18 protein-coding genes, 1 tRNA gene and 2 pseudogenes are annotated in these 25,032 nt (G+C 67.2%); 8 read left to right on the forward strand and 13 right to left on the reverse strand.

All coding sequences use genetic code 11. The annotated features are described in order from the left end of the window. Positions 1-19: 19 nt before the first annotated feature. The 4 genes from AC1RRR_RS09305 to AC1RRR_RS09320 all read right to left on the reverse strand — a co-directional run bounded on the left by AC1RRR_RS09305 (position 20) and on the right by AC1RRR_RS09320 (position 3,615). On the reverse strand, positions 20-943 hold the full coding sequence (locus AC1RRR_RS09305) for a hypothetical protein (RefSeq protein WP_492812451.1): 924 nt from the start codon (positions 941-943) through the stop codon (positions 20-22). Next, the gene (locus tag AC1RRR_RS09310) at positions 940-1,860 is read right to left on the reverse strand and encodes a glycosyltransferase family 2 protein (RefSeq protein WP_492812452.1); all 921 of its coding nucleotides are present in this window, start codon (positions 1,858-1,860) and stop codon (positions 940-942) included. Before AC1RRR_RS09310 ends, AC1RRR_RS09305 begins: the two co-directional genes overlap by 4 nt. Further along, positions 1,860-3,011, reverse strand: coding sequence for a GNAT family N-acetyltransferase (locus AC1RRR_RS09315; RefSeq protein WP_492812453.1), 1,152 nt, complete (start codon positions 3,009-3,011; stop codon positions 1,860-1,862). The genes AC1RRR_RS09310 and AC1RRR_RS09315 overlap by 1 nt, the downstream gene beginning before the upstream one ends. Before the next feature lie 97 nt (positions 3,012-3,108). Continuing rightward, entirely contained in the window at positions 3,109-3,615 is a 507-nt protein-coding gene (locus AC1RRR_RS09320) for a GAF domain-containing protein (RefSeq protein ID WP_492812454.1), read from the reverse strand. 57 nt (positions 3,616-3,672) lie between these two features. Between AC1RRR_RS09320 and AC1RRR_RS09325 the strand changes: the two genes are divergently transcribed. The 3 genes from AC1RRR_RS09325 (at position 3,673) to AC1RRR_RS09335 (ending at position 6,453) form a co-directional block, all read left to right on the forward strand. After that, complete coding sequence (locus tag AC1RRR_RS09325) at positions 3,673-3,876, forward strand: hypothetical protein (protein WP_492812455.1); 204 nt, start codon at positions 3,673-3,675, stop codon at positions 3,874-3,876. A gap of 3 nt (positions 3,877-3,879) precedes the next feature. Next, entirely contained in the window at positions 3,880-4,659 is a 780-nt protein-coding gene (locus AC1RRR_RS09330; protein ID WP_492812456.1) for a hypothetical protein, read from the forward strand. Positions 4,660-4,767: 108 nt separating this feature from the next. Beyond that, a complete protein-coding gene (locus AC1RRR_RS09335) occupies positions 4,768-6,453 on the forward strand; it encodes a GH39 family glycosyl hydrolase (protein WP_492812458.1) in 1,686 nt (561 codons plus the stop codon). Here AC1RRR_RS09335 and AC1RRR_RS09340 read toward each other — a convergent pair. From AC1RRR_RS09340 to AC1RRR_RS09350, 3 genes are all read right to left on the reverse strand, one after another. Then, positions 6,450-8,798, reverse strand: a complete 2,349-nt coding sequence (locus AC1RRR_RS09340; protein WP_492812459.1) for a methyl-accepting chemotaxis protein — start codon at positions 8,796-8,798, stop codon at positions 6,450-6,452. The genes AC1RRR_RS09335 and AC1RRR_RS09340 overlap by 4 nt on opposite strands. Positions 8,799-8,922: 124 nt before the next feature. After that, entirely contained in the window at positions 8,923-11,238 is a 2,316-nt protein-coding gene (locus tag AC1RRR_RS09345) for a glucan 1,4-alpha-glucosidase (protein WP_492812461.1), read from the reverse strand. Between the two features lie 13 nt (positions 11,239-11,251). Next, positions 11,252-12,766 carry an MFS transporter gene (locus AC1RRR_RS09350; RefSeq protein WP_492812463.1) on the reverse strand — a complete coding sequence of 505 codons (1,515 nt, stop codon included), beginning with the start codon at positions 12,764-12,766 and terminating at the stop codon, positions 11,252-11,254. 225 nt (positions 12,767-12,991) lie between these two features. Here AC1RRR_RS09350 and AC1RRR_RS09355 point away from each other — a divergent pair. After that, positions 12,992-14,078, forward strand: a pseudogene (locus tag AC1RRR_RS09355) (LacI family DNA-binding transcriptional regulator). Here the strand turns inward: AC1RRR_RS09355 and AC1RRR_RS09360 are convergent. Beyond that, positions 14,075-15,718, reverse strand: a complete 1,644-nt coding sequence (locus AC1RRR_RS09360) for an alpha-amylase family glycosyl hydrolase (protein ID WP_492812465.1) — start codon at positions 15,716-15,718, stop codon at positions 14,075-14,077. The pseudogene AC1RRR_RS09355 and the gene AC1RRR_RS09360 overlap by 4 nt on opposite strands. Further along, complete coding sequence (locus tag AC1RRR_RS09365) at positions 15,697-17,493, reverse strand: alpha-amylase family glycosyl hydrolase (RefSeq protein WP_492812467.1); 1,797 nt, start codon at positions 17,491-17,493, stop codon at positions 15,697-15,699. Before AC1RRR_RS09365 ends, AC1RRR_RS09360 begins: the two co-directional genes overlap by 22 nt. 307 nt (positions 17,494-17,800) lie before the next feature. On the opposite strand from AC1RRR_RS09365, the gene AC1RRR_RS09370 reads away from it, so the two are divergent. Continuing rightward, positions 17,801-20,524, forward strand: a complete 2,724-nt coding sequence (locus AC1RRR_RS09370; protein WP_492812468.1) for a TonB-dependent receptor — start codon at positions 17,801-17,803, stop codon at positions 20,522-20,524. 138 nt (positions 20,525-20,662) lie between these two features. After that, on the forward strand, positions 20,663-21,724 hold the full coding sequence (locus AC1RRR_RS09375; protein WP_492812470.1) for a hypothetical protein: 1,062 nt from the start codon (positions 20,663-20,665) through the stop codon (positions 21,722-21,724). Positions 21,725-21,813: 89 nt separating this feature from the next. Here the strand turns inward: AC1RRR_RS09375 and AC1RRR_RS09380 are convergent. Further along, positions 21,814-22,073: pseudogene (locus AC1RRR_RS09380) on the reverse strand (hypothetical protein); the annotation flags it as partial. 235 nt (positions 22,074-22,308) lie between these two features. Continuing rightward, positions 22,309-22,384 (reverse strand) — tRNA-Ile (locus AC1RRR_RS09385). 148 nt (positions 22,385-22,532) lie between these two features. Here AC1RRR_RS09385 and AC1RRR_RS09390 point away from each other — a divergent pair. Continuing rightward, positions 22,533-23,285, forward strand: a complete 753-nt coding sequence (locus tag AC1RRR_RS09390; protein ID WP_492812471.1) for an SIMPL domain-containing protein — start codon at positions 22,533-22,535, stop codon at positions 23,283-23,285. Between the two features lie 72 nt (positions 23,286-23,357). On the opposite strand, the gene AC1RRR_RS09395 is transcribed toward AC1RRR_RS09390, so the two are convergent. Next, positions 23,358-23,819 (reverse strand): hypothetical protein, encoded by a 462-nt coding sequence (locus AC1RRR_RS09395; protein WP_492812473.1) that lies wholly within the window; start codon positions 23,817-23,819, stop codon positions 23,358-23,360. After that, positions 23,819-24,175, reverse strand: a complete 357-nt coding sequence (gene panD / locus AC1RRR_RS09400; protein WP_492812475.1) for an aspartate 1-decarboxylase — start codon at positions 24,173-24,175, stop codon at positions 23,819-23,821. The genes AC1RRR_RS09395 and panD overlap by 1 nt, the downstream gene beginning before the upstream one ends. Before the next feature lie 177 nt (positions 24,176-24,352). On the opposite strand from panD, the gene AC1RRR_RS09405 reads away from it, so the two are divergent. Further along, entirely contained in the window at positions 24,353-25,030 is a 678-nt protein-coding gene (locus AC1RRR_RS09405) for a hypothetical protein (protein ID WP_492812477.1), read from the forward strand. The last annotated feature ends 2 nt before the right edge of the window (positions 25,031-25,032 follow it).

Raw genomic sequence — 25,032 nt, forward strand, 5'->3', positions numbered from 1 at the left:
AGCGGAGCGCCCTTCAAGATCAGCCGTGCGCTTGGTCGATCAAAACGCCCGGTCGCGCGGCATCCAGGCCGAAGGTGACCGGCAGGTGGCGCACATGCGGTGTCTGCAGGCCCAGGGCCTTGGCGCCGCGCGCGACCGCCAGCTTGCCCAGAGCCGTGGGGCCAAAGCCGTTCTGCACGCGCGGGCTCATGCCCATGCGCCGACGCAGCACGCCGTTGGCATAGATCACATTGGCCCGCATCAGCGCCGGCGGGGTCATGAATTCGATCGAGATCGAGACGTTCAGCATCGGGCCGTTCTCGATCCGGTGCGGGGCGTTCTGCTTCCAGGTCACCATGTTGCCCGGCGTCAGCAGCACTTCCTGCGCGCCCTTGTCCCATTCGGGCTCGAAGGCGAACTGTTCGGCGGTTTCGCGCAGCACGATCTTCTCCAGGGCCAGGTCACCGACGTAAGGATCGGCCACCGGATAGACCCACACCTTCTTCTCGCCGCGGATCTGCCACAGCGACACCAGCGGCACGTCCAGATGGTAGAAGACCTGGGCGTTGGCGCTGGAGATCAGCATGCCGACATCGCGCTTGAAGGTCTTCAGGCCCGGGACGTGAGCCTCCTTGTCGGCGAAGATCTCGTCGCTGAGCGCGGCGTATTCCGGCACGTGGTCGTTGGTCTGGCGCAGGTTCAGCCAGATACGGCCGCTCTTGGCTCCCTCCAGCAGTTGGTCGCCGGTCAGATTGCCCGCCGAGCCCTTGCGCCAGGTGGTCCAGGCCTTGGGGTCCTCACCCATGGTGAAGACGCCCAGCTTGTCGCGCGGATACTGGTCCAGCAGGCGCGCCAGGCCTTCGTCGTCGAACATCGGACGCTCATGCAGGGCGTGCTTGAACATCAGGTTCTCGCGGCCGAAGGCTTTCGCCTTGTCCGCCGTCCAGTCGGTGATCACGCTCACGCGGTCCTCCCGTAGAAATGGATCTTGAAGGGTCCCCACCACAGGGTCTTGCCCAGGCCTCGCGCGGCGCGGTCCAGCCAGGCGGCGCGATCGCGGGCGCGGGTCAGCCACTTGAAGCCGGCGACGACGCCGAAGACGGCGGCCTGCCCCAGGCCGATGACCATCCAGCGGGCGACGCCGGCGTTGTCACGCGGCTGGGCGGCGGCGCAGTGCGCGGTCGGCCCCTGGCCATAGGCGAAGGCGCGCGGGATCGTATAGGCCAGGGTCATGCGGCTGGGCACGGGCTCTTCCCAGACCCAGGCCGCGGGCTCCCAGGCGAAACGCGCGCCGGCGGCCTGCATGTGGCCAAACAGCATGTCGTCCTCGCCGCCGATGTGGTTGCGCTCGACCGCGAACGGCGCGACCGGATCCGGCAGGGCCGCCCGGCGCATCAGGCTGTCGCCGCAGCCGTAATAGTGGTCCAGCACGCCGGCTTCGGCGGGGCCTTCGCGCGAGAAGAAGCGCTCCAGATAGTCGCGATGCTCGACGATGTGGTCAGGGGCGCGGGTCTTGACCGGACCGAACACGACGTCGGCCTCGTAGCGCGCCTGGGCCGCCAGCAGCGCCGCCAGCCAGCCAGCCGGAGCCTCCTCGTCGTCGTCCAGGAAGGCGATGAACTCGCCCGAGGCGCGGGCCATGCCGGCGTTGCGGGCGAAGGCGACGCCGGGGCGCTTTTCGTTGACGTAGATCACCGGGAACGGCGCGGTCTTGGCCAGGTCGTCGACCACCGGCTTGGCGGACGGGACCTGGTCGTTGTCGACGATCACCAGCTCCAGCGCGGCAACATCGACGCCAGTCTGGGCGAACACCGAGCGCGCCGCGACGGCCAGACCGTCGGGGCGTCGCTGGGTCGGGATCATGATCGTCACGCGCGCCATCAGGCCTCCGGGTGCTCTCCGCCACGACGCTGCGCCTTTGAGGCCACGGCCTCGACGAAGTCACGCACGCGGCCAGACATGGTCAGCTCGCTGCTGGCGATGGCGTCCATCCGCCGGCGCAGTTGGCCGACCGGCCCCGCGCCGTGCGCACCGGCCATGCTCCAGACGCTCTCCATCGACGACGCCACGCGCCCGCCGATGCCGGAGGCCGTCGCGGCCCCCTCACCGATCGTGATGCTCTTCAGGGCGTAGGACCGCTTGTAGTGGTCGTGGCCGGGACCCAGGTCGTAGCGGTCCAGGCCCAGCGCCGGCATGGCGGCGATGGCGCGCAGGAAGAAGATCTGCCCTGGCGACCAGGCGGCGTGCTCGGGGTTCATCGAAGCGAGCCACGGATGATAGGTGTGGCCCGAACGGACGCCAAAGTGACCGCCGACCAGCGTATCGCCGGCATAGAGGTTGATCATCAGACCGCGGAAGTCGCTGTCGCGGACCGAGAACAGGTCGGCCATCAGCTCGCGCGTCCAGTCGGCGCGCAGGAAGTCGTGCATGCCGGTGCGCAGCAGCTGCTCGCGCTTCCAGTCGATCAGTTGGTTGAAGGCGTCGCGCGAGACGTCACCGGCCACCAGGCGCACCGGCCCGACCTCGCGGTCCAGCTTGTTGTCCAGTCGGCGGTAGTTCTTGATCTTCTTGGGGCTCGCGGCTCGGACGGCCTCGAGATAGTCCTCAGCGGACGTCTCGGCCAGGTCGATGACATAGGCGGTGCGGTCGGTCTCGGGCGAGGCCGGGAAGACACCCTTCGGGTCGATCAGGCCGGTGTAACGGAACACCGAGACGTCGGCGGCACGCAGCACCTGTGCCAGATCAAGTCCCGCATCGGGACGGGCCACCAGGCCGTGATAGTCCGACAGCGGCGAACCGATCGGCCGCGCCAGGCCGCCGGGACGACGGTGGAACGGCAGGAAGCCCAGCGTCACGCCGTCGCGGCGAACCACGGCAACGCGTGCATCTTCACGAACTTTTCCAACGGCTTGGGTGAAATCGGGACCCAGCAGCGGATTACCGAACCCGGCTTGCGCGCCGGCCAGGCTCCGCCACAGCGCCACGTCATCAGCGCTCAACAGGCTCGGGTGAAGGGTCTCGACGTCGATCATGTCCACCTGTCCTACTCCGGCTCGGGTTAGGGAAAGATGGACCTCTCGCTGCAATCAGCGGGCCATGTGTGGGGAATCCGACGAAGCGGATACCCATTTATGCAATCGTCGTCTGGAACGTCGCTTTGATGATCTTTTCGAGCCAGTGCTGGTCGGTCTCGTCGAACGCCGCGAGCTGGTCGGAATCGACATCGAACACCGCGATCAGCTGACCGTAGGAACCGAAGACCGGCACGACAATCTCGCTCTGGGAGCGGCCGTCACAGGCGATGTGGCCCGGGAAAGCGTGCACATCCGGCACCAGCTGGGTCTGCCCCGTGGCCGCCGCCGCGCCGCAGACACCGCGCCCGTAGGCGATGCGCAGGCAGCCCAGCGTGCCCTGATAGGGCCCGACCACCAACTCGCGTTCCTTGGTGGGATCCACGACGTAGAAGCCGGTCCAGAAATAGCTGTCGAAGCTGTTGGCCAGCATCGACGCCACCGTCGCCATGCGCGCGGTGACATTGGGCTCGCCGTCCAGCACGGACGCGATCTCCTCGGCGACCTCGGCATAGCGGGTCGCCTTGTCGGCGGAGAGGGTGAGGTCGTTGAACGCTTCGGCCATGGCGCGGATATAGCGCAGGCGGCGGCCTTGGCAATTCCGCCGTGATACTCATATAGTTTGGGCATGAAGGTCACTTCGCCCGCGATGATCGAAGCGTTGGACGAGGCCCGCGGCGACAAGTCGTGGGACGAGTTCATCGCCACCGCGCGCCGTACGCGCGACGGGGCGATCATCGTTCCACGCCCCAAGGCCGAACAAGCTTCGGCTCGCCCCCAACGACGCGGCCTCTTTGGCCTCATGGCGCGCGCGGCCAGCCGCTAAGCTGTGACGTTCAGCTACAATCTGGTCCTGGCGCTTTTTCTGCTCGCGCCCGGATTTGCATTCGTCGCTGGGATCTACGCCACCGGCCGCTCGGCGATCCATGAAGCCTCTCCACCACCGCCCAACTCGATCATGGCCCTGGCGATGGTCACCGGCGGTTCCCTGGTCGCGCACACCGTCGCCGCCGTCATCTTTCTCCTGTGCCACGTCCTCAACACGTGGACGCGGTGGCATTGGCCGACGTTGGATCCAAACCCCTACTACCAGGCAAGACATCTCGCCGCCGCTGATGGGCTCGCGACCTCGGCGAGCTTCGCCTGGATCCTCTCCCTACTGACCCTGCTCTGCCTCGGGACCTACCTGGCCACCCGCGCCGTCATGAACAGCCCGATCGGGCGCAGCGAACTGATCGGCGGCGCGCTCTATGGCTGGTTCTGGCAGATCGAGAAGACGCAGGGCGCCTATGCCTACGTCCTGACCCAGTTCGAGAATGACTACGGAACCGTCGGCTATCAGGGACTGCTCGAATACGTGACCCTGGACGCCGAGAAGCAGATCTCGTCCCTGGTCCTGACCCGCGCCGAGCCCTTCAGCCTGACCGTGCGAGAAGATCGTCACATCCAGCGCACGCCCACCCCGCGCGCCGACAAGAAGCTGCGGGTCCTGCTGACCAAGGCCGAGATCAAGAACATCGTGTACACGCCGCTCGTGTTCGAGGACGACCAGGGCGTTGAGGCTGAAGACAGCGAGAGCGATCCGATCGTCAGGCTCGGCGGCGACTGACGCTATCAGCGCTCCAACCCACTTTTGTCTGACAATATTCTCAGCCTCCCGCGACCATGCTAGGCGTCGCTCAACGGTGCGATAACAGCGCCTTGAGGGAGTGAAGTCATGCGGAATGGCGTTGATCTCGGTTTGCTGGCCGCCCTGTCACTCACAGCCGCTCCGGCCTTCGCTCAGACAACAGCGCCCATTCCCGTCGCCATCACCGTCGACGCCGGCAAGCCGCAGGAAGAACTCCGGCCCATCTGGCGGTTCTTCGGAGCCGATGAGCCCAACTATGCGACCATGAAGGACGGGCGGAAGCTGTTGGGCCACCTCGGCGCGCTGAAGCCCAAGAGCGTCTACTTCCGCACTCACAACCTGCTCAACACCGGCGACGGGACGCCCGCCCTGAAGTGGGGCAGCACCAATGTCTATACCGAGGACGCCCAAGGCCGGCCGGTCTACAACTGGACCATCCTGGACCACCTGTTCGACACCTATCTGGCCGCCGGCGTTCGCCCCTATGTCCAGATAGGCTTCATGCCCAAGGCGTTGTCGACCAACCCCGAGCCCTACCAGCACGCCTGGCGGCCGGGCTTCGACTACAACCTGATCAGCGGCGGCTGGGGCTATCCCCCCAAGGACTACGACAAGTGGTCCGAGCTGGCCTACCAGTGGGTGCGCCACTGTATCGAGCGCTACGGCCAGGCCGAGGTCGAGACCTGGTACTTCGAGGTCTGGAATGAACCCAACGGCCCCGCCTACTGGAAAGGCACGCCGCAGGAGTTCCACAAGCTGCACGACTACGCCATCGCCGGGGTGCGCCGCGCCTTGCCGACGGCGCGGGTGGGCGGACCCGACGTGGCCGGCAGCGGCGGCCAGTTCATGGAGGACTTCCTCACCCACGTTACCGACGGGACCAACTACGCCACCGGGCAGAAAGGCACGCCGACCGATTTTCTGGCCTTCCACGCCAAGGGCTCGCCGAAGTTCGTCGATGGTCACGTCCAGATGGGCATCGCCAACCAGCTGGCCGGCATCGACAAGGGCTTTTCGATGATCGCCGCCCGGCTGGCGCTGAAGGACAAGCCGATCGTCATCGGCGAGTCCGACCCGGAGGGCTGCGCGGCCTGCCAGGGACCCAGCCTCAGCTACCGAAACGGCACGGTCTATTCCAGCTACACGGCCGCCAGCTTCGCGCGCAAGCACGACCTGGCCAAGCGGCGCGGGGTGACCCTGGACGGGGCCCTGACCTGGGCGTTCGAGTTCGAGGACCAGCCCTATTTCGCCGGCTTCCGGCAGCTGTCCAGCAATGGCCTGGACCTGGCCGTGGTCAATGTCTTCCGGATGTTCAGCCTGATGGGTCCGCGCCGCATCGAGGCGGTCAGCTCAGGCCAGATCCCGCTGGACGAGATCATGGCCAAGGGTGTGCGCGGAGCGCCCGACGTCGGGGCCCTGGCCAGCCTGGACAAGAACCGCGTGGCGATCATGGTTTGGAACTATCACGACGACGACGTGCCCGGCCCGGCCGCCGATGTCAGCCTGGACCTGAAGAACCTGCCCAAGGGCTTTTCGGGCGGGAAACTGACCCACTACCGGGTCGATCAGGATCACGGCAACGTCTACGGCGCCTGGCAGCGGATGGGCTCGCCGATGGCGCCGACCAAGGCCCAGTACGACGCGCTGGAAGCGGCCAGCGGCCTGGCCGTCATCGACGGCTCGCCGCCGACCTGGGCCAAGACGGGCGCGACCGTAACCTTCCAGCTACCCCGTCAGGGCGTGTCGCTGCTGGTGCTGGAGCGAAAGCCCTAGAACTCTTCCCACTCGCCCGGACGATTGCTCGGCTGCACCTTCAAGGCGCTGGAGCCCTGGACGTAGCGTTGGCGGAAGCTTTCGCGGGTCGGCGCGGCGGCCGGGCGCGGAGCCAGCGCGGCGGGACGACGCTCGGCGCGGGCCGGCATCTCGTGGACCACCGCCCCGACCTGGAAGCGGCCGATCAGGCGTTCCAGCTCGGCGGCTTCAGTCGAGAGGGCATGGCTGGCGGCGGTCGACTGCTCGACCATCGCCGCGTTCTGCTGGGTGACCTGGTCCATCTGGTTCACCGCCTGGTTCACCTCGGCCAGGCCGACGGCCTGTTCCTTGGACGAGGCGGCGATCTCGCCGACCAGTTCGTTGATCTCGGCCACCTGGGTCAGGATCTGCTCCAGGGTCTCGCCGGTCTCGCCGACCAGCTTCACGCCCTTGCCGACCTCGGCGGTCGAGGCGCTGATCAGGCCCTTGATCTCCTTGGCGGCGTCGGCGGAGCGCTGGGCCAGGGCCCGGACTTCCTGAGCGACCACCGCGAAACCACGACCGGCCTCGCCGGCGCGAGCGGCTTCGACGCCAGCGTTCAGGGCCAGCAGGTTGGTCTGGAAGGCGATCTCGTCGATGACGCCGATGATCTGGGTGATCGACTGCGAGGACTTCTCGATGCCGCCCATGGCCACGACGGCTTCTTTCACCACCGCGCCGCTGCGTTCGGCGGCGGCCTTGGCGCTGATCGTCACCTGACGGGCGCGCTCAGCGCCTTCCGAGCTGCGCTTCACCGTGGCGGTGATCTGGTCGAGGGCGGCGGCGGTCTGCTCCAGGCCAGCGGCCTGGCGTTCGGTGCGCTGCGAGAGGTCGTCGGCGGCGCCGCTGATCTCGGCGCAGCCGGTGCGGATGCTGCGGGCCGCGTTGAGGATGCCGGCCATGGTGGTCTGCAGGCTCTCGACGGCGGCGTTGAAGTCGCGCGGCATCTTCACCGCATCGCCCTGGAACTCGTCCTCGCGCATGCGCCAGATCAGGTCGCCGTCGACCAGGCGCTCCATGCCTTCGCCCAAGCTATGGACGGCCTTGGCCTGGGCGGCGGCGAAGGCCTGCGCCTCTTGCTCGTGACGCTGGCGTTGGATTTCGGCGGCGGCGCGTTCGGCCTCCTGCTCGGCCCGGCGGCGCTGGCCGTCGGCCAGGTCGTGGCGGAAGCCGTCCAGGGCGCGGGCGATGGCGCCGATCTCGTCGCCGCCGTCAACGCCGGGCACGGCCTCGTCATAACGACCGGCCGACAGCTTATCGACGCTGCGGGTCAGGCCCGTCAGCGGCTTCTTGACCAGAGCGGCGCTGGCGAAGAACAGCGCGGCCAGCACGGCGGCGGTGATCACCAGACCACCGACGAACAGGATCTTGGCCAGGCGATCAGCCGGACCGGTGATGGCGGCCACCGGCACGTCCATGACCAGAGCCCAAGTGGTGTTCAGGGCCGGGATCGGCACGGGGCGGACGATACGCGCCATCGGCACGCCGTCCTCGACCACGCCCTTGATCTCGACCGCCGCGCCGCCGGCCAGGACGGCCTTGACCTCATCGGCGCCGACGTCGCTGTAGGCTTGGGTGCGCTTGGACGCGTCGGGGTGGGCGATCCACTTGCCGCTGGGCGACAACATCATCACCCGGCCGCCGCCCAGGGGCTTCAGCTCGCCCAGGGTCTTGGAGACGCTGTCCAGGGCCATGTCCAGGCCGGCCGCGCCGATGAACTGGCCATGCGAAAACACCGGATAGACCACCGAGGTCATCAGCACCGACTTGCCGGCCACGTCATAAGAATAGGGCTCGACGACCGTCGACTTCCCCGTCTGCTTGGGCACGGCGTAGTACGGCTCGGCGTACTCGTTGCCCTGGTCCAGCGGCTGGAAGATCACCTTGCCGCCGTCGTGCACCCAGTACGGCGAGAAGTTGCCGGCCTTGTTCGAGCCCGAGGCGGTGTTGCCGGCGAACTCGGCGTCCTTGCCGTCGAAGGCGTTGGGCTCGGCCATGTACCAGCTGCCCAGCACCATTTCCGAGGACTCGGCGTTCGGCTTCAGCATCTGGACCACCGTGGCTCGGTCGCGCAGGCCCGCTTCGTGGGCCGCGCCGATCGAGACGGCCATCGACCGCGCGGTCGACTGCACCTTGCCGATATCGGCCTGCACGCTCTGGATCGCGTCGTCGGCGACGGCGCCGGCATAGCGGTTGGTCAGGCCCGAGACGATGGTCGCCGTGTGCGACGACACCGCGACCGCCGCGGCGATGAGCAGAAAGCCAATCGCGAGACCGGCGACCAGGATCAGTTTCCAGGCGATGGTCAACCGACGGAACGCTGTCATTTCAAAGGTCTCCGGCCGCGAGCGATGGCGTTAACCATCTCTTCGCGGCCGAATCCTAAAGCCCGCGTTAACTACGCTGTAAGCGCGCTGAACTGCGACAATCCGCGCGCCTTAGCGGCTTACCCTAGCGCGAGAAGCGGGCCTTAACTGGCGCGTAGGTGTCCCACACCTGTCCGTCGCTGACCGAGCGCAGCAGCTTGACGTACTCGGCATGACTCCAGGCCAGAGGCGTGGCGCTGTCGGTGCCCTCGCCGCGTGTGTAGGCATGCTGGCTGTCGGCCCCGACGCCGTCCCAGACCTGTTCGGGGATCAGCAGGCCGTCATTGGCGAACAGCTCCATGGCCTTGACGTAGGTGTCGCGGATCTTCTTGACCGCCGCCGCGTCGGGCTTGCCCGCGAGACCGGCCAGGGCCAGTTCGTAGTGGCCACGCTCGCCGGTGAAGATCGGCCACACCCGGCCGCGCTGGCCCGGCCGCATCTGGTTGTCGGCGCCGTAGTTGGCGCCGGTCTTGGTGTCCTCGCCATAGCCGTCGACGCCGTAGCGGCGGTAGCCCGGGAAGGTCCCGTCGACGCCCGGGAACTTGAAGTCGTAGCGGACGCGGTAGAGGTCCTCGAGCGCCTGATCGTCGATCTTGGGCAGGCTGGCGACAATGGCCGGATCGTCGGCGCGGCGCACGCCGTAGCGAACCAGCTCCAGGAAGCCGGCGTCCAGCATCTTGTCCTCGGGCACGGCCGCCTGGCCGTTGCGCTCCTCGACCGGGCTCTTGTTGTCGGCGTCCTGGTCGCTGTTGAGGCGCAGATAGTAGTGGCCGTCGCCGAACGATCCCTTGGTCGTGACCATGCGGGCCTCGACCTTGCCGGAGTAGTCGTCGGCGGTCTTGCGGTAGGTCTCGGCGGAAGCCTTGTCGCCTGCGGCTTCAGCGATGTCGCCGGCCACGACCAGGCCCGCGATCACGGCGGCGGTCGTCGAGGGCGAGTAGCCGCCCTGCTCTTCCCAGCGCTCCTGCTGGGTGAACGGCGGGGTGATCGTGCTGTGGTTCCAGCCCAGATCGACCTTGCCGCCCTTGACCAGGAAGTCGGCCGCTGGCTTCAGCATCTTGCCGTAGAAGGTCTTGAGGTCGGCGTCGGACAGCCAGCCCAGCTTCCACAGTTTCCAGCCCAGCATGATCGGCATGGCTGTCTGGTCCAGTTGGACGCCAACCCATTCGGGTGTGCCGTCCACGTGCGACTTCTGCAGGAACCAGCCGCCATCGCCCTTGTTGCCGGGTGTCTTTGGGCCGACCTGCACCGTCGGCAGATAGTGGAACGCCGCCAGCGGCGTGTCCTTGTCGCCCAGGGCCGCCAGGGCCATGGCGCACTGGTAGAAGTCGCGCGGCCAGACGGCCTTGTAGCCCGTCGAGGACTGGGTCGCGTCAACCGTGTCGCCCCACGGATTGGACAGCGAGGCGATCAGGGCGCCGGCGTGGGTGCGGTCCTCCTGGACCTTCAGCATCAGGGCCGAGGCTTGCAGCAGCTTGCCGCCGTCCTCCGACGCCTCACGCAGACGCGGCAGCTCGGTCAGCGAGGCCAGGTAATCCTCCCAACCCACCCGCGCGCCCTCGCCGTTGAACCGGGCCAACACCTCGGTATAGCCGGTCTTCAACGTGGCTGCGGCGGTCGTGTCGGCGGCCTTGGCGTCCGGGCCAAAGCCGATCGCGAAGTCGAAGGTCGCTTCCTTGGCGACTGCCGGCAGTTGGCCGGTCAGGACGATCGCACCCTTGGCCGAGGTCGTCGCAGCCTTCAGACCTAGCAGGGCGTCGTTGTCCTTCAGCACGCTAGCCGAGGCCTTGGCGAAGGGCTTGGTCCCCTTCAGGCTCAGGAACGCCTTGCCCTCAAAGGCCGTCAGCGCCGTGGTCGAGGCCGCGCCCGTATCGTCGCCGCCGGTGTTGGCCATGTGCGGCTCCAGCACCAGGGTCGGGGTCACCGGACCCTTCAGCGCCTTGATCGTCACCCGCACGAACAGGCTGTTGCGGTCGGGATCGGTGAAGATCCGCTTCTCGATGACGAAGCGGCCCTGGCGATCGGTGGTGGTGATCTTGTAGGCCGGCGACAGCGGACGGCCGGCGCTGTCTACATGCAGATATTCGGTCTTCGAGGTGGTGTCCGCGCCTTCGACCGCCAGGCCGGTGGCGGTCTGGACGGCGATGCGCATCTGCTTGATCTGAGCCTCGTGGATCAGCCCGTACATCGTCTCGGTCAGCACGCCGTCGGCGATCGAGAACCAGACCTTGGACACCGCCCCGGTCTTGCCGCCAGCCTTGTAGGCGCCGTCGACATAGGCCTCGTAGGACGCGCCGACGCCGGTCTTGGCGGAATAGGCCCAGGTGGAGGGAGCCGCCTGCGCGGCGCCGGCGGAGAACAGGGCGGCCGAGGCCAGGGCGATAGATTTCAGAGCGCGCATGGCGAGGACCTCGTCAGGCTTGAAGGAAAGAAGGAGAGCGGTCCTCGACCATGAAGGTCGCGGCGGCGGCGATCGCGAAAGCGACCGCGCCCAGGACGAGGGCCCAGATCGCCTCGCCGCCGAAGAAGCTCTTCAGCAGCAGGCCCAGCACCGTCGCCGCCAGCAGCTGGGGGATGACGATGAAGAAATTGAAGATGCCCATATAGACGCCCATCTTCCGCGCCGGCAGCGCGCCGGCCAGGATCGAGTACGGGGCCGACAGGATCGAACTCCAGGCAAAGCCCACGCCGATCATGCCGATCCACAGCATCCCCGGCTCACGGATCAGCAGGAAGGACAGCAGGCCTAGGGCGCCCAGCACCAGGCACACCGCGTGGCTGACCCGGCGGCTGGTGGCCTGGACCATCAGCGGGATCAGCAAGGCCGCCAGGGCCGCCACGCCGTTGTAGACGGCGAACAGCACGCCCACCCAATCCGCGCCGTCGTTATAGGCCTTCGACGTCGCGTCGACCGCGTGGAAGTGGACCGCCGCCACCGCCGGGGTCGTGTAGATCCACATGGCGAACAGGCCAAACCACGAGAAGAACTGCACCACCGCCAGCTGGCGCATGGTCTTGGGCATGCGGAAGAAGTCCTCCAGCACCTCGGAGAAGCCGTTGCGGGTCTTGCCCATGCGCTTGAGCCGCACGCCGACAATGCCCATGACGCCGAACGCCGCCAGCAGACCGGCCAGGACGTAGAGCTCCTTTTCCAGCCGTGCGCCCCACACCGTCACGGCCAGGGCCGCGCCGCCCAGGATGCCCAGGGCGGCCAGGCCGATATAGGCGTTGACCGAGGGCTCGGGCTCCTCGTGCGGGTTCCAGCTGGCCTCGGCCCGCTCGGCGGTCTCGAAGGCGTCCAGTTCGCCCGGGCTGTATTCCTTGGTCGTGAAGACCGTCCACATCACCGCCGCCAGCAGCAGCGCGCCGCCGACATAGAAGGCGATCCGCACCGCGTCGGGGATCTGGCCCGCCGGGGCGGTGTTGGCGACGTAAAACCCGTTGGTCAGGATCCACGGCAGGGCCGAGGCCAGTACCGCGCCCAGGCCGATGAAGAAGCTCTGCATCGCGTAGCCGGTGGCCCGCTGCTCGTCGGGCAGATTGTCGCCGACGAAGGCCCGGAATGGCTCCATGGTGATGTTGATCGAGGCGTCCATCAGCCACAGCGCGCCGGCCGCCACCCACAGGGTCGGCGAGTTGGGCATGACGAACAGCGCCAGAGTCGTGAGGATCGCGCCCCAGAAGAAGTACGGCCGGCGGCGGCCCAGGCGGCCCCAGGTTTTGTCGGAGAGATGGCCGATGATCGGCTGGACCAGCAGGCCCGTGGCCGGCGCGGCGATCCACAGGATCGCCAGGTGGTTCACATCCACGCCCAGGGTCTGGAAAATGCGGCTGGTGTTGGCGTTCTGCAGGCCGAAACCGATCTGGATTCCGAAGAAGCCAAAACACATGTTCCAGATCTGCAGGAAGTTCAGCCTCTGCCTGGCCATGGATCCTCCGCCCCGCTCCGACCGCCGGTTGCCCCGGCTGGTTCGCAAGTTTTTTCATAAAACTTCGTGGCGCGCATTTGCGCATGCGCCGCCGCGTGGCGCAACGGAAAATCCAGACTTGATTGAGGTTATGAGCAAACTCGCGATCGCACCTCGCGCTTCAAAATAGCAAAGCTTGCGGAATGATTTGCAGGAGTTTTCAGAGCAATTTTCGCCTCGCCCGGCTTGCCAACCCGATCGAACGGCGCCTTATGGGCCTCTGAAAAAATTTGCAGAAATCTTTGCATTAGGGGCGTTTCGAGTGAGCAAGGGGGCGACGCGACTGGAGGACCTGGCCAAGCTGGCGGGGGTCTCGATCTCGACCGCCTCGCGGGCCCTCAACGACAGCCCCGCCGTCAACAAGCGCACCAAGCAGCTGATCTGGAAGCTGGCGCGCGAGATGGACTACCCCTTCCGCCGCTACATGCCCGCTGGCCCGATCGGGGCCGAGGCGACCATCGCCATCGTCACCCCGCGCGTGCAGAGCCGCGACAGCGGCATGTCCGACCCGTTCTTTCAGGAACTTCTGGCCGGCGTCGGCGAGGCCGCCCGGGAACGGGGCTGCGACGTGATCCTCAGCCACATCGCCCCGGCCAATTTCGAAGACCTGTCGGCGGCCATGACCACCAGTCGGGCCGAGGGCGTGATCTTCCTGGGCCAGAGCTCGCTGCACGCGGCCTTCAACCGCCTGGCCGAGACCGAGAACCGCTTCGTGGTCTGGGGCGCCCAGTTCCCGGACCAGAACTACTGCTCGGTCGGCTCGGACAACGTCATGGGCGGCCGCCGCGCCACGCTTCACCTGCAGCGCCTGGGCCGCAAGCGCATCGTCTTCCTCGGCGACACCGAAGCGCCGGAAGCCATGCAGCGCCATCGCGGCTACCTCGACGCCCTGGAGCACGCCAAGCTGGGCGTCGATCCTGAGCTGATCGTCCCGGCCCACTTCGAGGTCGAGTCGGCCGAGGCCGCCCTCGACAGCCTGATCCACCACGGCGTGAAGTTCGACGGCGTCGTCGCGGCGTCTGACCTGATCGCACTCGGGGCTATGCGCGCCCTGAAGCATGCCGGCCTGTCGGTGCCGGGCGACGTCTCGGTCATGGGCTTCGACAACGTGCCCTTCAGCCGCTACGCCAGCCCGGCGCTCAGCACCATCGCCCAGGACACCACCAAGGCGGGGCGGCTGATGGTGTCGAAGCTGCTCGACAGCGGCGAGCGCGCCAGCCGGTCGGAGCGCGTGCCGACCGACCTGATCATCCGGGAAAGCTGCGGCGGCTAGGCTCGCCGCGCGATCAGACCCGCACACGGCGGCATCTCGCCTTCGCCGCCCAGGTTGACGCCGTCGACCAGCGCCCAGCCTTCGGGCAACGACCAGGTCGCCGCTTCAAAGCCCAGATTGAAGGCCAGCAGCAGCGCGCCCTCGCCCTCCCCGCGCTGGAAGATCAGCAGCGGGCTGTTGGTCTCGACGAAGCTGATCGCGCCGGTGCGCAGGGCCGGATAGGCGCGACGCAAGGCGATCAGGCGGCGAGCGATGTGCAAGGTCGAAGTCGGGTCGGCTTCCTGGGCGTCGACGGCCAGCGGCAGGTGCTCGGGATCCACCGGCAGCCAGGGCTCGACACCCGAGAAGCCGGCGTTCACCGCGCCCGACACCCACGGCATCGGCGTGCGAGCGCCATCGCGGCCAAGCGTCTGGGGCCAGTTGGCGATGGCTTCCGGATCCTGCAGGCGCTCGAACGGGACGTTGGCCTGGGGCAGGCCCAGCTCCTCGCCCTGGTAGACGAAGACGTTGCCGCGCAGGCCCATCAGCAGCAGCAGGCACATCTCGGCGAAGGCTTTGCGGTCGCGGCCCTCGGCCCAGCGCGACACCGCACGCGGGGCGTCGTGATTGGAGAAGGTCCAGGACGGCCAGCCCTCCCCGTCCCCGCCCGGCCACATGGCCGCGCCGCGCGGGATCATCTCGCCGGTCAGCTTGTCGGCATAGAGATAGAGGAAGCCGTAGGCGCTGTTCAGGCGATCGCTCCCGGCCGTGAACAGCTTCATCTCGCGATCAGCGTGGTCGCCGCCAACCTCCGCCACCGAGAACCGGCCGCCCGCCGCGTCGGTCAGCGCCCGCAGGCGGCTGAGGAATTTCGGAATGTCGGCGTGGCTCTGGTTGTTGATCTTGTCCTGGAAGTCGAACGGCCGCGTGCGCTTGCCGCCCGGCGGCAGCGGCGGGTTATCCGTGAACTTCGGGTCGTGCATCGAGAAGTTGATGGCGTCGAAGCGGAAGCCGTCCACACCCTTGTCGACCCAGAACTGGGTAACGGCCAGCAGGGCTTCCTGGACCGCCGGATTGTGCAGGTTCAGCTGCGGCTGGCTGCTGAGAAAGTTGTGCATGTAGTACTGGCCACGGCGGGCGTCCCAGGTCCAGGCGGGACCGCCGAACACCGATTGCCAGTTGCTGGGCGGGCTGCCGTCGATCTTGGCATCGGCCCAGACGAACCAGTCGGCCTTGGCGTTAGCGCGATCCTGGCGGCTTTCCGTGAACCACGGGTGCTCGTCCGAGGTGTGCGAGAAGACCAGGTCGATGATGATCTTCAGGTCCAGGTCGTGGGCCTTGGCGATCAGGGCGTCGAAGTCGGCCAGCGTGCCGAAGATCGGATCCACGTCCCGATAGTCCGAGACGTCGTAGCCGAAGTCCTTCATCGGCGAGGTGAAGAACGGCGACAGCCACACCCCGTCCACGCCCAGCGAGGCGATGTGATCCAGATGCGCCGTGATCCCCGGCAGGTCGCCGACGCCGTCACCGTTCGAGTCGGCGAAACTGCGCGGATAGACCTGATAGATGACCGCGCCGCGCCACCATTCGGCGTTCATCGACGTCTCCGCACCGGGGCGAACCAGAACCTGCACTGTCACTATCGTCCCTCGGAAACGCAAATCTTGTAGTCGAGCGGCGCAAGCTCGACGGAATAGCTGCCCGGTGCGACAGCCGTCGCGGCGCATGCGCCGTGCAGCGCCTTCCAGGCGACGGAGCCGTTTTCGACCGGGATGTTGGCCTTCAACGGCTGGTCGCCGGTGTTGAACACCGCGACGACCTCGGTCTTGTCCAGAATACGCGAAAACGCCAGCAGCCCCGGCTTGTCGCCGGCGACGCGGGTCACCTGGCGCCCCTCGCGCAGGGCCGGTGTGGCGACGCGCAACTTCGAGAGCTCGGCGATGCGCTGGTACAGCACGGTGTCGGTCTTGAACGCCGACATCGGCCCTTTAGCGCTCGAGCCCACCAGTCGGTTGTCGTTGTAGCTGGCGACCTGGCTGGGGAACATGTCTTCCCGCGAGTCCGAGTAGTCGCCGTCGCCGGTGAAGCCCTGCTCGTCGCCGTAATAGACGGTTGGCACGCCGCGCGCGGTCAGCATCAGGGCGTTGGCCAGGGTGACGCGGGCCAGCAGCTCGTCGTCGCTGATCGCCGGCTTGGCCTTGAGCACGAACCAGCCGATGCGGCCCATGTCGTGATTGCCCAGGAAGGTCGGCAGCTGGCGCGCGGTCGCCTCGCCGCCTTCGTAGACGGGATCGGCGGCGAACACCCTGGCCAAGCGGTCCGTACCCGTCCGGCCGATAGCGACGTCGGTCGCGGCCGACTGGAAGGCGAAGTCCAGCACCGCCGGCAGCTTGTCGACCTTCACATGCCGAGCCAGGGCTGCGACGTCGGGATCGAACACCTCACCGAAGATGTGGAAGTTCGGGATGCCCTTGGCCTTGGCCCGGGCCAGCATGGCCGGAACGAACGCCTGCCAGAACGCCGGCTCGACATGGCGGGCGGTGTCGATGCGGAAGCCGTCGACGCCGAACTCGTCGATCCACCGGCCGTAGACCTCGATGAAGCCCGCCACCACGCGGGGGTTCTCGGTGAACACGTCGTCCAGCGTCGCGAAGTCGCCCAGCAGCGAGCTCTCGCCCGCGAAGGTGCTGTCACCCCGGTTGTGATAATAGATCGGGTCGTTCAGCCATTCCGGCTTCTTGGCGTGCTCCTGCCCCGCCGGGACGTAGGGCGTATAGGTCCAGTCGGTCCGCCTGAGCTTGCTGAAGTCCTTGCCGTCGAAGCCGTCATTGATCGGCGCGCCTGCCACCCCGCCCTGGCGGACATAGGGATAATCGGCGACACCGCGATAGGCGCAGCGGCTCTCCGGACACTCTCGGTACTGGATGACATCGGCCGTGTGGTTCACGACGATGTCCATATAGACCTTCATGCCTCGGGCATGGGCCGCATCGACCAGGGCCTTGAAGTCGGCCTTGGTCCCGAGATGCGGATCCACGTCGGTGAAGTCGGTGATCCAGTAGCCGTGGTGCGCCGCCGACTCGTGGCCTGGCGGGCCCTGCACCGCGCGGTTCTTGAAGATCGGCGCCAGCCACACGGCCGTCGCGCCTAGGCCCTGGATGTAGTCCAGCCGCCGGGTCACGCCCTTCAGATCGCCACCATGATAGAAGCCTGCCCGCGTCGGGTCGAAGCCGTCGACCAGCGGACCCAAGGCGGGGCCGCCGTGGTCATTGGTCGCGTCGCCATTCTCGAAACGATCGGGCAGGACGAAATAGATCACTTCGTCCTGCGGCTTGCGCAGCCGATAGGACTGGGGAGCAGCCCACGCGGCCGTCGCCAGCGCGCTTACGGCCGTCACGGCCAGCAGCGTCCTGCGCCAAGGCGTCAAGGCCGACATCGCTCCCCTCCCGTTGGCGGCGACCTCAGGGATCGCCACTTGCAACTCTTTGCAAGAATTTGCAGAGCCGATCGCAAGTTGTCAATCCAGCTCATTGGCGAGATTTGCGGCGCTTTCGCTACGGAAAGCGCGATCTCAGTGGCACAAAGAAGCCACAGGCGGCGCGATTCCGCTGAGGACGCTGAGCTGCAAGCCGCTCGTTTGCGATTTTTTGGGTTGATTACAGCTCGTTAATTTGCAGTAGTTTGCACCAACGGCCAGCCGCACGACGTCAAACGCGCAGAGCCGGTCCAGGGAGGGAGACTCGATGAACACCCAATTCTCGCGCCGCCGTGCGTGGCTGATGGCCGGCAGCGCCACGGGCCTGGCGCTGGCGTTCGCCATGGCCGGCGCCGCTCAAGCGCAAACTGCCGCCCCCGCCGCTCAGGACGACAGCAAGGTCGAAGAGATCGTCGTCACCGGCATCCGCCGCGGCATCGAAGGCGCGATCTCGCTGAAGAAGAGCTCCAGCTCGATCATCGAAGCCGTCTCGGCCGAAGACATCGGCAAGCTGCCCGACGTGTCCATCGCCGAGTCGCTGGCCCGCCTGCCCGGCCTGACCGCCCAGCGCCTGGACGGCCGCGGGCAGGTCATCTCGATCCGGGGCCTGGCGCCCGACTTCACCACCGCCCTGCTGAACGGCCGCGAGCAGGTCTCGACCGGCGACAACCGCGGCGTCGAGTTCGACCAGTATCCGTCGGAACTGCTGAGCGCCGTCGTGGTCTACAAGACTCCCGACGCCGGCCTGATCGGCCAGGGCCTGGCCGGCACCGCCGACATGCGCACCGTGCGCCCGCTGGCCTATGGCAAGCGCGCCCTGGCGATCGGCGCCCGCTACGAGTGGAACGACATCGGCGCGCTGAACGCCGGCACCAAGGCCCACGGCAACCGCCTGTCGATCTCGTATATCGACCAGTTCATGGACGGTAAGCTGGGCGTCGCCCTGGGCTACGCCCACATGGAGTCGCCCTACCAGGCCGAGCGCTGGAATTCGTGGGGCTATCCCACCGACGCGGCCGGCAACCTGGTGATCGGCGGCGCCAAGCCGTACGTGCAGTCCAGCATGCTGAAGCGCGACGGCGTCATCGGCGTCCTGGAATTCAAGCCGACCGACAATTTCAGCTCGTCGCTGGATGTCTTCTATTCGGAGTTCAAGAACCACCAGATCCAGCGCGGCATCGAACTGCCGCTGGTCTGGGGCGGCGTGCCGCTGACCAACAGCCAGGCCTCGGCCGGCATGGTCACCAGCGGCGCCTTCAACGGCGTCAAGGGCGTGGTCCGCAACGATGGCAACGATCGTGACGCCACGATCAAGTCGGTCGGCTGGAACAACAAGCTGAACGTCGGCGACGACTGGACCCTGGTCAGCGACCTCTCCTACTCGAAGGTCGAGCGCACTGACCAGATCGTCGAGAGCTATGCCGGCACCGGCCGCTCGGGCGTCGGCGCGACCGACAACATGACCTTCACGATGAACAGTGACGGCGTGGCGATCTTCAAGTCGACCCTGAACTACGCCGATCCCAACCTGATCAAGCTGACCAGCTCGCAGGGCTGGGGCAGCGACGTCATCGCCGGCGGCCAGGACGGCTATCTGAACCAGCCGACCATCGAGGACGAGCTGAAGGCGGCCCGCTTCTCGGCGACCAAGGCCCTGGATGACGGCCTGTCGTCGTTCGAGGTGGGCTTCAACTACAGCGAACGTTCCAAGGCGCTGGTGAACGACGAGTGGTTCCTGCGCGTGAAGGGCTCGCCCGCCAGCGTCTCGATCCCGCAGTCGGCGATCGTCGGCACCACCTCGCTGGCCTTCATCGGCATCGCCGGCATGGTCAGCTACGACCCGTTCGCCCTGATCAAGAACGGGACCTACGACCTGGTCCGCAACCCGAACGCCGACGTGCTGGTCAAGAGCTGGGACGTCGAGGAGAAGGTCGCGATCGGCTATGTGAAGGCCAATATCGACGCCGCCGTCGGCAGCGTGCCGGTCACCGGCAACTTCGGCTTCCAGATCGTCAGCACCGACCAGAGCTCGACCGCCCTGGGCGCCTCGGGCACCGGCTCGGGCGTGACCCGCGCCAACCTGGCCGGCGGCAAGAAGTATGTCGACTTCCTGCCCAGCGTGAACCTGCAGTTCGCCCTGCCCAACGAGCAGAGCCTGCGCTTCGCCGTCGCCCGCACCCTGGCCCGTCCGCGGATGGACCAGATGCGCGCCAGCAAGACCTTCAGCTACGACCCGGCCAAGGCCGCCAACACCAACATCAACTTCTCGCCGTGGAGCGGCACGGGCGGCAATCCCGAGCTCGAGCCCTGGCGCGCCGACGCCTATGACGTGTCGTACGAGAAGTATTTCGGGCGTCAGGCCTACATCTCGCTGGCCGCGTTCTACAAGGACCTGAAGACCTACGTTTACGACCAGAGCGTGATCTTCGACTTCACCGGCTTCCCGACCGGCGGCGGCAATCCCGCTACGCGCCTGGGGCTGGTGACCACCCCGCAGAACGGCAAAGGCGGCGCCCTTAAGGGCGTCGAATTCGCCGCCTCGATGCCGGGCGCGCTGCTGACCCCGTGGCTGGACGGCTTCGGCGCGACCTTCAGCGCCTCGTACACCGAGAGCTCGATCCACCCGAACCCCGCCGACAAGGCCACTCCGATCCCCGGCCTGTCCAAGACCGTGGCCAACCTGACCGTCTATTACGAGAAGAACGGCTTCTCGTTCCGGGTCAGCGACCGCTATCGCTCCAAGTTCCTGGGCGAGGTCTCGGGCTTTGGCAACGGCCGCAACTACCGGATGGTCAAGGGCGAGTCCGTGGTCGACAGCCAGATCGGCTACACCTTCAGCGACGGCCCGATGGATGGCCTGTCGCTGCTGGCCCAGGTCAACAACCTGACCAACGAGCCCTTCGTCACCTACCAGAACAACGATCCGCGCCAGGTCATCGACTACCAGAACTACGGCCGCACCTTCCTGGTGGGCCTGAACTACAAGTTCTAAGCGCGTAAGCCTTCCCCAAAGCCTTTGGCGCCCCTGTCGGTCCTGCCCGACAGGGGCTTCTTTTTGCTTTGAGCCGGACTTTAAAAGCTCTCTTTAGAATTGAGCCTGATAGTGCGCGCCCATCAGGGGGAGCGCAGAATGCCGTTCAAGACCATCCGCATCGCCGTCCTGCTGGCCAGCGCCAGCGTGCTGACCGCCTGCGCCAGCCGCGACGAGGTCGCCGCCCTGCGCCAGCCGGCCCTGCCGCCGCTGGCCGTGGCCAAGGCCTCCCCTGCCCGTCCCTACTATCGTAACGTCGCCGTCCAGGCGGTCGAAGGCGCGCCCGAGTTCCGCTGGTTCGACGGCGGCGGCGTCATCACCACCCGCCCGACCCGCGCCGAGGTCACCACCGGCCTGAACCAGCACCTGCTGGGCGCCGAGATGCTGGCCCCCACGCGCCTCGACGCCGAGTACATGCTCTACACGACGTTCGAAGAGCTGCGCGGCCCCAATGTCTGGTGGGGCACCGACAAGTTGGCCTCCGCCCGCGTGACCTTCCGCCTGGTGCGCTGGCGCACGGGCGAGGTGGTGCGCGAGAAGACCGTCGAGGCCGGCTACAACGTCCACTGGACCGGCGCGACGCCCGAGATCGCCCGCGCGGCCATCGGCGGCGCCCTGGTCGGCATCGGCCTGGGCTACTACGTCAACCAGAACCACATCGTCGACATCTACGACGCCCCGATCGCCGGCGCGATTGGCGGGCTGGAAGCCGCCAGCATCGGCGGTCCGCGCCAATGGGGTCCGGGCTTCGCCAGCGCCTTCACCGCCGCCGTCGCCACCGGCACGGCCGCCGGTCGCTTCCAGGACCTTGAGGCCATGCTGGCCGGCGGCGCGATCGGCGCGGCTGGCGCGGCGGCGGGTCCCGTGCCCGTCCAGCGGCAGATCTCGTCGAACGGCGAGATCACCTCCGCCTTCAACGGCACGGCGCGCCGCGCCGCCGCCACGCGCGGCCTGATGGCCCTGGCGTTCGACATGTTCATGAACGACCTCAGCCGCGACGGCTCGGTGATCTACAAGACCGCCGTTTCGTGCCGAGCCCTGAACGGCGACGCCGGTCGCGGCCCCTACCTGGCCGAGACCGCCAACGCCTACGCCGTCGACTGCCCCGGCGCGCGCTACAACGACGCCAAGACCGCCAAAGCCTATCCGAGCCAGTTCTAGGGTTTCTCCAACCGCTCGGCCGCGCGGCGTTTGACCACGCGGAACAGCAGCGGCAGCAGCTCCCAGCTGAACGCCCCGATCGCGAAGCCGAACAGATAGGCTTCGCGCATCGGCGCCCAGGGGATCACAGGCAGGGCCGCCTTGACGAAGAACGCGGCCAGGATCACGGCGGAGGCCGTCGCGCAGGCCAGGCGGATAGTCAGCTCGCGCAGGTTCACACGCTCAGCCGGGCTTAAGGCGCCGATCTGCACCAGCCCATAGACGGCCACGCCGCCCAGTGCGCCCACGATCGCGCGCAGGCGGTCGGGATCGATGTCCATCGCGGCCTCCTAAGCCCGGGATCTTGGGATGACGGCGTCGGGACGTTCCGGTCTGCATCGCTGCCGCGACGGCGCCCGGAACGTCCCCGCCGTTAAGAAATGTGCCTATACGCGGCCCAAGAGTCGATCGGCTCCGAGGCCACATACGTCCGGTTCTGACGCCGACGCAGCGCGATCATGCTTCCATCGAGAATTGGAACAAAATAAGAACTTCTTATGCAAAGATGTGGATTTCCGGGAATAGGATATTGAATTCATTGAGTTTGGTAGGCCTGGAGGGACTCGAACCCCCAACCAGACCGTTATGAGCGGTCGGCTCTAACCATTGAGCTACAGGCCCGCGCGAATACGGTTGAGCGTACGCGAGAGCCGGCGAATAACATGAGCCGAACGCGGCTTAAAGCTCCGGTTCAGGTTGGGGCTGTCACCAAGGAACCATAGCGGTTCGGCGACGCTTCCCTGCGCTGGCCCGCCCTGGAGAAAGAACGATGACCAACACCGCTCGCCGCCTGCCTTCGATCGTCTTGCCCGCCCTGATCGGCGGCGCTCTGCTGATGGGCGCGGCCGCTCCGGCCCTGGCCCAGACCTCGACCGACGCGGCCTTCAAGGCCACGACCTTCAGCCTGTCGGCCTATGGCGAGACCCGCGTGGCGCCGGACATGGCCACCATCAATCTGGGCGTCCAGACCGACGCCCCGACCGCCGCCGACGCTCTGAAGGCCAATGGTGTGCGGATGAACCAGGTGATGGCCGCCCTGAAGAAGGCCGGCATCGCCGAGCGCGACATCCAGACCTCGAACCTGAACCTGAACGCCCAATATGCCTACGAACAGAACCAGCCGCCCAAGCTGACGGGCTACCAGGCCTCGAACCAGGTGACGATCACCGTCCGCGACCTGTCCAAGCTGGGCGCGGCGGTGGACGCCACGGTCAATGCCGGCGCCAACACCGTCAACGGCATCAGCTTTGGCCTGGTGAACCCACAGGCCGCCGAGGACGCCGCCCGCCTGGAGGCCGTGAAGGCCCTGCAGGCCAAGGCCGAGCTGTACGGCCGCGCCACGGGCTACAAGACCGTGCGCCTGGTCAATCTGAGCGAAGGCGGCGGCTACATGCCCGCTCCGCCGCCGATGCCGATGATGGCGTTCGCCGGCAAGCGCGAGATGGCCGACTCGACCAGCATCGCCGGCGGCGAACTGAAGGTCCGCATCGACGTCAGCGCGGTCTACGAAGTCTCGAAGTAAGCCCGCTAGCCTAGCAGCAGGCACGAAAAAGCCGCCGTCGGGGCATCCCGGCGGCGGCTTTGATGTTTCAGGCTAGAAGCCGGCCTTCTTGAACGCCCGCTCGACCCGGTCCTTGATCTCCAGCCCCGGCAGGGCGCGCTCGCCCTCCATGACCGCGACATAGGTCAGGTTGCGCGCCGGCTTGCCCGCGCCGGTCGGCACCGGGCCGATCGACCAGCCGACGGTGTTGGCTTCGGCGGCCGGGCTGGGGCAGCTGATGAAGCGGGCGGGCTTGCCCAGGCTGGCCTTCAGCAGAGCCTCGGCCGTGGTCTGATTGCCGTCGCAGTCGGGCAGGTTCCGCGAGCAGGTGACATAGCCGCCGCCGCGCCAGACCAGCTTGCCGTCGGCGTCGGCGATGACCACGCAGGTCGAGGGCGAACCGATCGACTTGCCGACCGCCTGGGTCAGGATGCTCTCGTCGACGCCTTCCGGCAGCTTGCCCGAGCAGGCCGACAGGCCGAGAGCCGCCAGGCCAACCAGCGCTACGCGCCGCATCAGGCGGCCTTCTTGATCTGGTTGCCGTCTTCCAGCAGCACGACGGTCGGGGCGTAGTTGCGCGCCTCTTCCGCGGCCATCTGGCAGTAGGTGACGACGATGACGAGGTCGTTCTTCTGCACCAGGCGGGCGGCGGCGCCGTTGACGCCGATCACCTTCGAGCCGCGCGGGGCCTCGATGGCGTAGGTGGTGAAGCGCGCGCCGTTGGTGATGTTCAGCACGTCGACCTGCTCGTTCGGCAGGATGCCCGAGGCGTCCAGCAGGTCGCGGTCGATGGCGATCGAGCCTTCATAGTCGAGGTCGGCCTGGGTCACCGTGGCGCGGTGCAGCTTGGCCTTGAGCATGGTGAGCAGCATGGCGGGGAAGCCTATCCCTTTGAATGGTTTGGGGTCTTCCGGACCGCCACACACAAGGCCCGTGAATACATGTCACGCATATAGCATGAAGCTTTCGCGGTTCAATCGCACTGCAACATGGCGACAAAGGTTAACACCGCGACTTTTTCGCGCTAGGGTTTCGCCGAACGCGGTTCGGTGGGGGAAACCATGCGTCACGGAAAATGGCTGGCGACGGCGGGAGCCGTCGCCGCGACCCTGGTCGCGGGGGCGACCTGGATCACCACAAGCAAGGCCCAGACACGGGACGCCACAGGCGCGCAGATCCCTGGCGCCGCCGCGCCGCGTCCGGTCCTTCGGCCTGGCGTCGCGGCCTTCGTGGCTCCGCCGCGCAGTCGCGTGGACTGGCAGGGCGCGGTCGGCGGCCTGCGGCAGTCGGGCGGCCTGGGCGAGAACCTGGGCGGCAATCTGAACCGCCAGCAGGTCGACATCACCGCCGTGCCAATCCTGCTGCCCACCGACGCCAAGCTGGCCGGCAATGCGCGGATCTACAGCTTCGGCGACTACTACACGATCACGGCCGACACGGCCGGCGGCGGGGTGTCGTTCAGCGGCACGACGACCACCGTGCCGATGCCGGCGACCAAGCCGCTGAAGATAGACAGCGGCCCCGAGCAGCTGACGGTGCAGCGCACGGTCGACGGCCAGCTGGCCAGCTTCGTGCGATACGGCGTGCTCTACACGGTGGAAATCCGCTGCGACGCCCCCAGCGATCCGCGCTGCGTCGACGACAACTACGTGCTGGGCCTGGTCGGCAAGACCACGGCCGTGGTGATGGGCAAGGCCGCGCGGCAGGCCGCCGGGCTGGGAGGTTGATC

It is taken from the genome of Caulobacter sp. GW821-FHT12D05, assembly GCF_058807295.1.

Bases quoted from the DNA above. Each gene is read 5' to 3' on its own strand.
- AC1RRR_RS09310 (WP_492812452.1), bottom strand. From the start codon at position 1,860: ATGGCGCGCGTGACGATCATGATCCCGACCCAGCGACGCCCCGACGGT.
- AC1RRR_RS09315 (WP_492812453.1), bottom strand. From the start codon at position 3,011: ATGATCGACGTCGAGACCCTTCACCCGAGCCTGTTGAGCGCTGATGAC.
- AC1RRR_RS09320 (WP_492812454.1), bottom strand. From the start codon at position 3,615: ATGGCCGAAGCGTTCAACGACCTCACCCTCTCCGCCGACAAGGCGACC.
- AC1RRR_RS09335 (WP_492812458.1), top strand. From the start codon at position 4,768: ATGCGGAATGGCGTTGATCTCGGTTTGCTGGCCGCCCTGTCACTCACA.
- AC1RRR_RS09340 (WP_492812459.1), bottom strand. From the start codon at position 8,798: ATGACAGCGTTCCGTCGGTTGACCATCGCCTGGAAACTGATCCTGGTC.
- AC1RRR_RS09345 (WP_492812461.1), bottom strand. From the start codon at position 11,238: ATGCGCGCTCTGAAATCTATCGCCCTGGCCTCGGCCGCCCTGTTCTCC.
- AC1RRR_RS09350 (WP_492812463.1), bottom strand. From the start codon at position 12,766: ATGGCCAGGCAGAGGCTGAACTTCCTGCAGATCTGGAACATGTGTTTT.
- AC1RRR_RS09365 (WP_492812467.1), bottom strand. From the start codon at position 17,493: ATGTCGGCCTTGACGCCTTGGCGCAGGACGCTGCTGGCCGTGACGGCC.
- AC1RRR_RS09370 (WP_492812468.1), top strand. From the start codon at position 17,801: ATGAACACCCAATTCTCGCGCCGCCGTGCGTGGCTGATGGCCGGCAGC.
- AC1RRR_RS09375 (WP_492812470.1), top strand. From the start codon at position 20,663: ATGCCGTTCAAGACCATCCGCATCGCCGTCCTGCTGGCCAGCGCCAGC.
- AC1RRR_RS09390 (WP_492812471.1), top strand. From the start codon at position 22,533: ATGACCAACACCGCTCGCCGCCTGCCTTCGATCGTCTTGCCCGCCCTG.
- AC1RRR_RS09395 (WP_492812473.1), bottom strand. From the start codon at position 23,819: ATGCGGCGCGTAGCGCTGGTTGGCCTGGCGGCTCTCGGCCTGTCGGCC.
- panD (WP_492812475.1), bottom strand. From the start codon at position 24,175: ATGCTGCTCACCATGCTCAAGGCCAAGCTGCACCGCGCCACGGTGACC.